This is a genomic window from Comamonas sp. C24C, assembly GCF_053345995.1.
Map to the genome: position 1 here is coordinate 15,984 of NZ_JBKFBC010000017.1, position 11,109 is coordinate 27,092.

Consider the following 11,109-nt stretch of genomic DNA (forward strand, 5'->3'; position numbering starts at 1 on the left):
CCTAAAAGCCCACGTTTCTGAAGAGGATGGCAAAGATGGCATCCACGATGATGACCATGGTGATGGAGGACACCACCGCCGCCGTGGTGCCGCGACCCAGGCTCTGTGTATTGGGCGCCACCTGCAGACCCCAGTGGCAGCCGATCAAGGCAATCAGCACGCCAAACACCACGGACTTGCCCATGGCCAGCACCAGATTGCCGATCTTCACGGCCGCCGGCAGGCTTTGGACGAAATAGGACGGCGTGATGTCCATGGTCAGGTCGGCCGCGACCATGCCGCCGGCCAGTGCCGCCAGAATGGTCCACAGTGCCACCAGCGGCATGGACACGGCCAGCGCCAGCGCACGCGGCAGCACCAGCCGGTAGCCCTGGGAGATGCCCATGACCTGCATGGCATCGAGCTCTTCGGTCACGCGCATCACGCCGATCTGTGCCGTGATGGCCGAGCCGCTGCGCCCCGCCACCAGAATGGCCGCCAGCAGCGGTCCCAGCTCGCGGATCAGCGAAATGCCCAGAATATTGACGATAAAGGATTCGGCCCCGAACTGGCGCAGCTGCAACGCCATCAGATAGGCCAGCACCACGCCGATCAGAAAGCCCACCAGGGCCGTGATCGGCAAAGCCGTCGCGCCGGTCGCATAGAGATGGCCCGAAATATCGCGCCAGGGGCCACGCAAGGGATTGCGCAGCAATCGCAGGCAATCCAGCAGCAGCTGCCCCACCAGCCGGATCAGATTGGCAAAGTGCCCGCAGGCATCGATCACCATCTGGCCCAACCGATTGATCTCGCACATCCACCCCGAGGGCTCGGGCTTGGGCTCGGGCACTTCGCTGAATCTGGCCACTCGCTCCAGCATGGAACGCTGATTCTTGGTCGTCAGCAGCCGGGCCGGCCAGGCCCTGCCCCATTGCTCCCACAGCAGCTGCGCGCCGATATGGTCCAACCAGACCATTTGCTGCAAATCCCAGGCCACGCCCTTGGGAACCGCTCTGATCTGTGGCGCCAGCCGACGCCAGATATGGCGATCGCCCAGCTCGGCAGCACTCCAGCGGCCCACAGGCACGGCCCATTGCTGACCATCGCGGGACTGCAGCGGGCATTGAGGTAGTTGGTCTGAGCTGGGCAAAGAAAAGCTTCCTAGGACATGAGGGAGACGGGCTAGCCGCAGGGGCCAGCATAACGCGCCAAGCGAGGAGCATGCCAAACGCAGCACGTAGGTCACTGCCGCATGCCACGCAATCATAGCGTTGCAATTTTTATCAAAAACTCGCCAAAGCCAAAACCAGCATTGCGTCGGCAGCTTCCAAAACAGGAGTATGCGAGCGATTTCCCTATCGACACCGGCAAGGTCATCGCACCTAATGAACTGGCCTTTTTGCCCATGACTGCCTCAAGGTTTGGCCTGCCCGCCAAGCCGTATCCGGCCTTTTGATCTGCCCATGAGTGACACCCAGTTCGACTACATCGTCATCGGCGGCGGCACAGCAGGTTCGCTGCTGTGCAACCGTCTCACCCGCAACAAGAATCACCGGGTTCTGCTGATCGAAGCCGGCGGCAAGGATGATTACCACTGGATCCACATCCCTGTCGGTTATCTCTATTGCATAGGCAACCCGCGCACTGACTGGCTCTATCAGACCGAACCCGACCCCGGCCTCAATGGCCGCAGCCTGCGCTACCCGCGCGGCAAGACCCTGGGCGGCTGCTCCAGCATCAACGGCATGATCTATATGCGCGGCCAGGCCCGCGACTACGAGCAATGGGCGCAGCTGACCGGCGACGACACCTGGCGCTGGGAACAGGTGCTGCCGGCCTTCCGACAGCACGAGGACCATTGGCGTCTCGACGCCGGAGGCAGCGCCAGCGAGGAGTTCAAACGCCTGCATGGCAGCAGGAGCACCGGCGGCAGCGGCGAATGGCGGGTGGAGAAGCAGCGCTTGCGCTGGGACATACTCGACGCCTTCGCCCAGGCTGCGCAGCAGGCGGGCATCCCGGCCACCGACGATTTCAACCGCGGCTGCAACGAAGGCGTGGGCTACTTCGAGGTCAACCAGAAATCAGGCCTGCGCTGGAATACGGCCAAGGCCTTTCTGCGCCCTACCTGCTACGGCCGCCCCAACTTCGAGATGTGGACCCGTGCCCAGGTGCGACGTCTGATTCTGGAAGATCTGCCGGACGGCAGCCAGCGCTGCACCGGCGCCGAAGTCTGGACCGGCGATGAGATGGTAACCGTGCAGGCCGGGCGCGAGGTGCTGCTTTGCGCGGGCGCGGTGAACTCCCCGCATATCCTGCAGCTGTCGGGCATAGGCCCCGGCGAGCTGCTGCAGCACCATGGCGTGGCCGTGCGTCGCAACCTGCCCGGCGTGGGCGCCAATCTGCAGGACCACCTGCAAATTCGCTCGGTCTACAAGGTGCACAACGCCAAGACGCTCAACACCATGGCCGGCAGTCTCTGGGGCAAGGCGGCCATCGCCCTGGAATACGCACTGCGGCGCAGCGGCCCCATGAGCATGGCTCCCTCACAGCTCGGTGCCTTCACCCGCAGCGACCCGGCACAGGCCCACCCCAATCTCGAATATCACGTGCAGCCGCTGTCGCTGGACGCCTTCGGCGAGCCGCTGCATGACTTCGCCGCCTTCACCGCCAGCGTCTGCAATCTCAACCCGAGCAGCCGCGGCACGGTGCAGTTGCAGGGCGCAGACTTCCGCCAGGCTCCGGCCATCGCGCCGAACTACCTCTCCACGGCAGAAGATCGGCGGGTGGCGGCCGACAGTCTGCGCGTCACGCGCCGCATCGTCAGCCAGCCCGCGCTTGCACCCTTTCAGCCCGAGGAGTTCAAGCCCGGGCCGCAATACCAGAGTGACGAGGACCTGACACGCCTGGCCGGCGATATCGCCACCACCATCTTCCATCCCGTGGGCACGACCAAGATGGGACATGCCGACGACCCGATGGCGGTACTGGACAGCCGCTTCAGGGTGCGCGGCGTGCAGGGCCTGCGCGTGGTCGATGCTGGTGCCATGCCCACCATCACCAGCGGCAACACCAACAGCCCGACGCTGATGATGGCCGAGAAGGCTGCGGAGTGGATTCGCGCTGCCGCCTGATAAGCGGCCGCTCAGAAACCTAGCAATTTACTCCGAAAAGCCTGTCCGGGCCTGAAAGCAGTCGCGGCGGCCCAAAGTCCGTCCGCGCGGGAGATTTCCGTCCGACTTCCTGCCCCAAGCACCTAAGCCTGCTGAGATCTTTTGCTTATAAGCATATGACGCTATTGTTTTTGAAAAATCTCAAAACTCATAAGGATGTCACAAAACTTTCTGATTCATTTGTCAGACGTTTTTGATATAACCCAAGGGAATTCCCCAATGCACCACACAGGTGCAGCCCTTACATTCTCGTCACTCTCGCTGCTCCACGAAGCAGCATGGAGGGCCGAGGAGACAACTCGACACAACCAGACCAATACACATAAAAGCATCAAAGATGCGTTCAAAAGCGCCCCTCAGTGGGCGCTTTTTTTATGCCTGCGCACAAGCTTGAGGCGGCGGTGCGACAATGCCGGCGCCATCTTCGGGCATTCACGCCCGCTCTCCCCTGGCTTCTTCATCCCGCCTTCTGCAGCGCCGCCCCAGCGGCAACGCGCGCTGCTCACGGCATGCACCAATTGCAGGCATTTGCTCCATGGAATGGATTCTTGTTTCCCTCGCCTCGGCCCTGGCCGGGTTTGTTGACGCCATCGTGGGAGGCGGCGGACTGATTCTGGTGCCAGCCATGTTTGCGGCCTTCCCCACCACCACGCCCGCCACGCTGTTTGGCACCAACAAGAGTGCCGCCGTCTGGGGCACGGCTATTTCCGCCTGGCAGTTCAGCAAGCGCGTGCATATCACCTGGGCCACGCTGCTGCCCGCCATCGGCACGACGCTGGTCGGCGCCTTTCTCGGCGCCTGGGCCGTCACGCTGATCTCTCCCGATTTTCTGCGCAAGCTGCTGCCCTTCATCCTGCTGGGCGTGCTGGGCTACACCCTGGCCAAAAAAGAGCTGGGCCGTGACCACGAGCCGCGTCTGGCGGGCCGTACCGAAATGCTGACCGCCTGCGCCATCGGCCTGCTGATCGGTTTCTACGACGGCTTCTTCGGCCCGGGCACGGGCAGCTTTTTCGTGTTCCTGTTCGTGCGCCTGCTGGGCTATGACTTCCTCAACGCTTCGGCCAACGCCAAGCTGCTGAATCTGGCCTCCAACGCTGCGGCACTGCTGCTGTTCACGCTCAAGGGCCATGTCTGGTGGCACTTTGCCATCCCGCTGGCCGTGGCCAATGTGCTGGGCAGCATGCTGGGCACCTGGATGGCCTTGCGCCACGGCACGGGCTTTGTGCGCACGATTTTCATCGGTGTGGTCAGCCTGCTGATTCTGAAAACTGGTTATGACGCTTTTCTGCGTTAAACCATTACACAGCAAGCGTTAACAGCTATCAATTTATCAGGGTGCGGTTTCGTCGTCAGACAGCACCGAGATATCTTCCACGCGGCGCGGCGTGCCAATCGGTGCGCCAGCCTTGCCTTGGCGCACGGCAGCGATATCGGCCTCGCTGGGGTAGTTGCCCACCAGCCAGTAGTCCAATATACGGCGCGCGATGGGCGCGGCAGCCGCCGCACCAAAGCCGGCGTTCTCCACGATCACGGCCACGGCAATCCTGGGTGCTTCCGCAGGACCGTAGGCGATATAGAGCGAGTGGTCGCGCTGGTACTCGGCCAGACGCGCGGCGTTGTACTTTTCCTTCTGGCCCACGCTCACGGCCTGGGCCGTACCGGTCTTGCCGCCCGACAAATAGCTGGCACTGCCGAAGACGCCGCGTCCCGTGCCGCCGGTCACCACCCCCACCATGCCGCGCTTGACGGCATCGACATTGCTCTGCTTGAAGCCCAGATTGACGGGCGCCGGCTGGACAATGGCCGTGCGCGTGCCGGTGACCGAGTCGATCAGCTCCTTGCCCACATGGGGCGTGAAGCTCATGCCGTTGTTGACCAGGGTGGCCAGCGCATGCGAGAGCTGGAGGATGGTGAAGTTGTTGTAGCCCTGGCCGATGCCCAGGGAAATCGTCTCGCCCGCAAACCATTGCTGCTGCGCGGCGCGCTTGTAGGTCTTGCGCTTCCACTCCTTGCTGGGCAGCACGCCGCGCACCTCGCCGGGCAGGTCGATGCCGGTGATCTGGCCAAAGCCCAGCGGCTTCATGAAGTCGTGAATCGCATCAACGCCCATCTCGTTGGCCAGCGTGTAGAAATAGACATTGCTGGAATGCTGGATGGCGCGTGCCAGATCCACCGGCCCCAGCGCGTGGCCGGAGCGGAAGGTGTGACCGCCAAAAGTCCAGGAGCCGCCGTCCTGAATCACCGTGCCCGGCGTGCGCTTGCCGGTCTCTATGCCCGCCAGGCCCATGAAGGGCTTGTAGGTCGAGCCCACGGGATAGGTGCCGCGCATGGAGCGGTTGAGCAAGGGACGATCCAGCGATTCGTTGAGCGCCTTCCAGCTCTCCTGATCGATACCGTCGACAAACAAGTTCGGGTCGTAGGTCGGCTTGCTGACCATGGCCAGCACCTCGCCATTGCGCGGGTCCATGGCGATAGCCACGCCGCGGCGGTTGCCGTAGAGGTCTTCCACCATCTTCTGCAGCTTGATGTCCACAGACAGTTGCAGGCTGTGGCCCGGCGTGGCGGGGCGACTGCCCAGACGACGCACTGCATGACCGCCAGCCGAGGTTTCCATTTCCTCCCAGCCGGTCTGGCCGTGCAGCTGCAGCTCATAGCTCTTTTCGGCGCCCAGCTTGCCCATGACCTCGGTGCCCCGGTAGTTGGCGGCATCGTCGGAGTCGTCGATCTCTTCCTTTTCCCTTTGATTGATACGACCGATGTATCCGATCAAATGGCTGCCGGTTTCCTTGAGCGGGTAGGTGCGAAACAGCCGCGCCTTGATGTCCACACCCGGAAAGCGATAGCGCTGGGCCGCGAACCTGGCGACTTCCTCGTCCGTCAGGCGCGAGCGGATCGGAATGGACTCGAAGCTCTTGGAGTCATCCATGAGCCGCTTGAACTTGCGCCGGTCGCGCGGCGTGATCTCCATGACCTCGGACAGCCCGTCGATGGTCTCGTCCAGATCCTCGACCTTGGAGCGCGTGATCTCCAGCGTATAGGCCGAGTAATTGGTGGCCAGCACCACGCCGTTGCGGTCCAGGATCTGGCCGCGATTGGGCACGATGGGCACCACCGCCGTGCGGTTGCTCTCGGCGCGCTCGGCAAACTCCTCATGGCGCTCCACCTGCAGCACCAGCAGGCGCCAGACCAGCAGACAGAACGCCAGGAACACCACGCAGCCCATGACGACTGCGCGCATGCGAAAGCGCTGCAGCTCGACTTCGGTGTTACGAATCTCCATCATGCGACGACACCCGCAAACAAAGCCGCCCCGCATGAGCTGCGCCACCGGCGTGCCTCACCCCAAGGACAGCGAGCAAGGGGCGTCCCGCAGCGAGGCTGTCGTCCTCCCCCGCGAAGCGATAGGGAAGAAGGCGCAAAGCGGCTCAGGAGGGAATGCATCTCACAGAGGGCGGTTTTCATCGCTGTCGGGCGCGCGGCGCTGCGGCGCCAGCAGCAGCACGCTGACCACCGGCCACAGCAAGGTCTCGATCACCGGAGCGATCAGAAACTCCAGGCCGGGAAAAATGCCGCCCGTCGCAATGCGCAGCAGCACCTGGATACCGTGCGCGGCAGCAAACACCGGCAGCAGGTGCAGAGCCTGCACGGGGCTCGAGAACCATAGCAGGCGACGACTCATCCAGCCCGTCACGAAGACCAGCAAGGTGTAGGCCAGTGCATGCTGGCCCAGCAGCGAGGCCCGGTCCACATCCATGACCAGACCCAGAGCAAAGGCAATGCCCAGGCCCACGCGCTGCGGCTGATTCAGACTCCAGAAGGCCAGCAGCAACATGAGCATGTCCGGCAGCCAGACGATGCGGCCCAGCGGCAGCATATTGATGGCCAGTCCGATCACCAGGGTGACGACGATGAACAGAGGGTTGACCGGCAGCAACAGCTGCTGGCCGCGCGGCATGATCATGCGGGATCCTTTGCGGGCTTCGCGGCCTTGGTACCCGCCTTCTCAGCGGCTGCCTTCTCCTTTTCGGCAGCGGCGGCTTCCTTCTTGCCGCGCGCCTTGGCTGCGCGGTCGGCCTTCTCGGCATCGGCCTTGGCCTGCATATTGGCAGCCTCGGGATGCTCGGTGCGCCCCTGAGGCTTGAGCACCATCACATGGCGCACGCCCTGCACGCGGCCCACGGGCTCGCAATAGATGCGGGTGAAGGCGGAGTCGGCACGACGATCCACCGTCACCACCTTGGCCACGGGCAGGCCCAAGGGGTACAGCCCGTCGATACCGCTGGTGGTCAGCAGATCGCCCACCTGCACATCGGCATTACTGGGCATGAAGCGCAGCTCCAGACCGCCGGCGCGTGTCGAAGACGCATCGCCATAGGCCACGCTGCGCGCACCGGTGCGCGGGTTGAAAACGGGAATGGCCTGATCGCGATCGATGAGCAGCGTGACCTCGGCGCGCGTCGGATAGACACGCGTGACCTGACCGATCACGCCTTTTTCATCCAGTACGGGAGAGCCCGGCTCGACCCCGTCGGCCTGACCCTTGTCGATCACCACGCGACGCGTATAGGGGTCGGGACTGTCATAGACCACCTCGGCCACCTGGCCCGGCGTCAAAGAGCGCTCGCGCAACTCCAGCATGGAGCGCAGATGTTCGTTTTCCTTGATCAGCTCGTCGGCCAGTTCGGCACGCTGAGCCATGACGACCAGCTCCTTGCGCGCAGCATCCTCGCGGGCCACGGCCTGCTGCTGCACTTCGGCATAGCGGCTGGCGTTCTGATAGGCCAGCACCGGCTGGGCCACCACCCATTGCACGGGCGACAGCGCCACCGACAAAGCGGAGCGCACGGGGGTGGTGATCTTGAAACGCGCGTCGGCTACCATCAAAAACAGCGCCAAGGCGCTGTAGAGGGCAAGCTGGGAAGTGCGCGAGGCCTGTTGCTTGAACAGCGATGGAGCGCGGTGGTCCAGAGTGTCCAGGCTCATGTGCGCTCCCTGGGCATGGCCGTGTGCGCACGGCCTTCCCATTCAGAAGGAATGCAAAAAGAGAGCGCGGTATGCAGGCGTATCACGGACTCAGGCCCTGTTCATGGAAGTGGCTGCGGTACGCGCACTATGCCGCGTGCCGCAAAACACCACATTGCACAGCGATTAATCGCTGGTGAAGATGCTGCCCTGGCGATCCATGGTCTCCAGTGCCATGCCGCAGCCGCGCACCACGCAGGTCAGCGGTTCTTCGGCCACCAGCACGGGCAGACCGGTTTCTTCGGCCAGCAGACGGTCCAGGTCGCGCAGCAGCGCGCCGCCGCCGGTCAGCATCATGCCGCGTTCGGCAATGTCGGCACCCAGCTCGGGAGGCGTCTGCTCCAGCGCGTTCTTCACGGCGGAAACGATCTGGTTGAGCGGATCGGTCAGCGCTTCCAGCACTTCGTTGGAAGAGATGGTGAAGCTGCGCGGCACGCCTTCGGACAGGTTGCGACCCTTGACTTCCAGTTCCTTGACTTCGGAGCCGGGGAAGGCCGAGCCGATCTGCTTCTTGATCAGTTCTGCCGTGGGCTCGCCGATCAGCATGCCGTAGTTGCGGCGGATGTAGCTGATGATGGACTCGTCGAACTTGTCGCCACCGACGCGCACGGAACCCTTGTAGACCATGCCGCCCAGCGAGATCACGCCCACTTCGGTCGTGCCGCCGCCGATGTCCACCACCATGGAGCCCGAAGCTTCGGACACGGGCAGGCCCGCGCCGATGCCGGCTGCCATGGGTTCTTCGATCAGGTACACGGCCGTGGCGCCTGCAGCTTCGGCGGCGTCCTTGATGGCGCGGCGCTCGACCTGGGTGGAGCCGCAGGGAACGCAGATGATGATGCGGGGGCTGGGGGTCAGCACCGAGCGTGGATGCACCATCTTGATGAACTGCTTGATCATCTGCTCGGTGATCACGAAGTCGGCAATCACGCCGTCCTTCATGGGACGGATGGCTTCGATATTGCCGGGCACCTTGCCCAGCATGGCCTTGGCTTCGCGGCCGACAGCCTGGATCACCTTCTTGCCGTGGGGGCCGCCTTCGTGACGGATCGCAACCACCGAAGGTTCGTCCAGAACAATGCCCTTGTCTCGGGCGAAAATCAGGGTGTTAGCTGTGCCAAGGTCAATGGCAAGGTCGGTGGAGAAGTACCGACGGAAAGCTCCGAACATTCAGGGTCCTCTCAGGCACGGCTTGCGCATCGGCTAGCCGTCGCCGGGATGTAAGGTAATGGAGTCTGGGTAGTGGGCATTTTTTGCACAATGACCAGCCGAACGGAGGTATTGCGGCAAAGCCGAGATAATACCGTATCCCCTGTGAATAACTTCTACTGTCAGGGTTAGAAACACTGCTTTACACGCGGCGGCCCTGTTAAATAATTTCTATGGCATTGAACGATCAAGACATTGCGCGCATCGCCAACTTGGCCCGCCTTGAGCTGTCGCAAGACGAAAGTAAGCGCATGCTCGCGCAACTAAACAACTTTTTCGGCATCGTCGAAAAAATGCAGGCTGTGGATACTTCGGGCGTCAGCCCTCTGTCACATCCGGTGGCGGCCATTCAGGACGTTGCCTTACGGCTACGTGACGATTTGGTAAGTGAGGGCAATAACCGCGACGCCAACATGCAGAACGCCCCTGCAGCCGAGAAGGGTTACTTCCTCGTGCCCAAGGTCATCGAATAAACGCGCGGGACACACAAGAACATGAGCCAAACCGAACTCCACCAATTGAGCGTGGCCGAGCTGGCCGCGCAACTGCGCGCCAAGCAGGTCTCGGCCACCGAAGCCGCCCAGCATTTCCTGGCCCGCGCCAAGCAGCACCAGAACCTGGGCGCTTTTGTCGCCATCAATGAAGACACCACCCTGGCCCAGGCCAAGGCGGCAGACGTCCTGATTGCCGAAGGCAAGGGCGGCAAGCTGGCCGGCGTGCCCATCGCGCACAAGGACATCTTCGTCACCAAGGACTTCCCCACCACCGCCGCCAGCAAGATGCTGGAAGGCTACCAGTCGCCTTTTGACGCCACCGTGGTGAAGAAGCTGGCCGATGCCGGCGTGGTCACCCTGGGCAAGCTCAACTGCGACGAGTTCGCCATGGGCGGCGCCAATGAGAACTCGGCCGTGGCCCCCGTGGGCTTTGATGCTGCCCAGCCCGTGCGCAACCCCTGGAACGCCGAGCGCGTGCCCGGCGGCTCCTCGGGCGGCTCGGCCGCTGCCGTGGCCGCGCGTCTGGCCCCGGCCGTGACCGGCACCGACACCGGCGGCTCGATCCGACAGCCCGCCTCGTTCTGCGGCATCACCGGCATCAAGCCCACCTACGGCCGCGCCAGCCGCTACGGCATGATCGCCTTTGCCTCCAGCCTCGACCAGGCCGGCCCCATGGGCCGCAGCGCCGAAGATTGCGCGCTGCTGCTCTCCGAGATGTGCGGCCCCGATCTGGACCGCGACTCCACCAGCCTGGACTACCCGGCCGAGGACTTCACAGCCAAGCTGAACGATTCGATCGAAGGCCTGCGCATCGGCGTGCCCGCCGAGTTCTTTGGTGAAGGCCTGTCCGACGATGTCCGCACAGCCGTCGACGCCGCGCTCAAGGAATACGAAAAGCTGGGCGCCAAGCTGGTGCCCGTGAGCCTGCCGCGCACCGAGCTTTCCGTGCCCGTGTACTACATCCTGGCTCCGGCCGAGGCTTCGTCCAATCTGTCGCGCTTTGACGGCGTGAAGTTCGGCCACCGCGCCGCCAAGTACGAAGACCTCAACGACATGTACAAAAAGACCCGCGCCGAAGGCTTTGGCGACGAGGTCAAGCGCCGCATCATGATCGGCGCCTATGTGCTGTCCGAAGGCTATTACGACGCCTACTACCTGCAGGCGCAGAAGATCCGCCGCATGATTGCCGACGACTTCCAGGCCGCCTTCAAGGACTGCGACGTCATCGCCGGCGC

General features: G+C 63.3%; 9 protein-coding genes and 1 pseudogene. 5 read left to right on the plus strand and 5 right to left on the minus strand.

Annotated elements, in window-relative coordinates; genetic code table 11:
* Window position 1 precedes the first annotated feature (1 nt).
* Window positions 2-1,129 (minus strand): MlaE family ABC transporter permease, encoded by a 1,128-nt coding sequence (locus ACLBXN_RS23340; protein WP_211457975.1) that lies wholly within the window; start codon window positions 1,127-1,129, stop codon window positions 2-4.
* 102 nt (window positions 1,130-1,231) lie between these two features.
* Here ACLBXN_RS23340 and ACLBXN_RS23345 point away from each other — a divergent pair, with 102 nt between their 5' ends.
* The 3 genes from ACLBXN_RS23345 (at window position 1,232) to ACLBXN_RS23355 (ending at window position 4,443) form a co-directional block, all read left to right on the plus strand.
* Window positions 1,232-1,435: a hypothetical protein gene (locus tag ACLBXN_RS23345; protein ID WP_211457976.1), complete on the plus strand. Its 204-nt coding sequence runs from the start codon at window positions 1,232-1,234 to the stop codon at window positions 1,433-1,435.
* Between the two features lie 7 nt (window positions 1,436-1,442).
* Complete coding sequence (locus tag ACLBXN_RS23350) at window positions 1,443-3,110, plus strand: GMC family oxidoreductase (protein ID WP_447613736.1); 1,668 nt, start codon at window positions 1,443-1,445, stop codon at window positions 3,108-3,110.
* A 574-nt stretch (window positions 3,111-3,684) separates the two neighbouring features.
* Complete coding sequence (locus tag ACLBXN_RS23355; protein WP_043007422.1) at window positions 3,685-4,443, plus strand: sulfite exporter TauE/SafE family protein; 759 nt, start codon at window positions 3,685-3,687, stop codon at window positions 4,441-4,443.
* Between the two features lie 36 nt (window positions 4,444-4,479).
* Here the strand turns inward: ACLBXN_RS23355 and mrdA are convergent, their stop codons facing one another.
* The 4 genes from mrdA to ACLBXN_RS23375 all read right to left on the minus strand — a co-directional run bounded on the left by mrdA (window position 4,480) and on the right by ACLBXN_RS23375 (window position 9,341).
* Window positions 4,480-6,432 (minus strand): penicillin-binding protein 2, encoded by a 1,953-nt coding sequence (gene mrdA, locus ACLBXN_RS23360; RefSeq protein ID WP_447613737.1) that lies wholly within the window; start codon window positions 6,430-6,432, stop codon window positions 4,480-4,482.
* Between the two features lie 159 nt (window positions 6,433-6,591).
* Window positions 6,592-7,110 carry a rod shape-determining protein MreD gene (mreD, locus tag ACLBXN_RS23365; RefSeq protein ID WP_043007418.1) on the minus strand — a complete coding sequence of 173 codons (519 nt, stop codon included), beginning with the start codon at window positions 7,108-7,110 and terminating at the stop codon, window positions 6,592-6,594.
* Window positions 7,107-8,132 carry a rod shape-determining protein MreC gene (mreC, locus tag ACLBXN_RS23370; protein ID WP_043007416.1) on the minus strand — a complete coding sequence of 342 codons (1,026 nt, stop codon included), beginning with the start codon at window positions 8,130-8,132 and terminating at the stop codon, window positions 7,107-7,109. Before mreC ends, mreD begins: the two co-directional genes overlap by 4 nt.
* A 165-nt stretch (window positions 8,133-8,297) precedes the next feature.
* Entirely contained in the window at window positions 8,298-9,341 is a 1,044-nt protein-coding gene (locus tag ACLBXN_RS23375) for a rod shape-determining protein (RefSeq protein ID WP_003059473.1), read from the minus strand.
* Window positions 9,342-9,553: 212 nt separating this feature from the next.
* On the opposite strand from ACLBXN_RS23375, the gene gatC reads away from it, so the two are divergent.
* Both gatC and ACLBXN_RS23385 read left to right on the plus strand, forming a co-directional pair.
* Complete coding sequence (gene gatC / locus ACLBXN_RS23380; RefSeq protein WP_003070403.1) at window positions 9,554-9,853, plus strand: Asp-tRNA(Asn)/Glu-tRNA(Gln) amidotransferase subunit GatC; 300 nt, start codon at window positions 9,554-9,556, stop codon at window positions 9,851-9,853.
* 72 nt (window positions 9,854-9,925) lie between these two features.
* A pseudogene (locus ACLBXN_RS23385) lies at window positions 9,926-11,109 on the plus strand (amidase family protein); the annotation flags it as partial.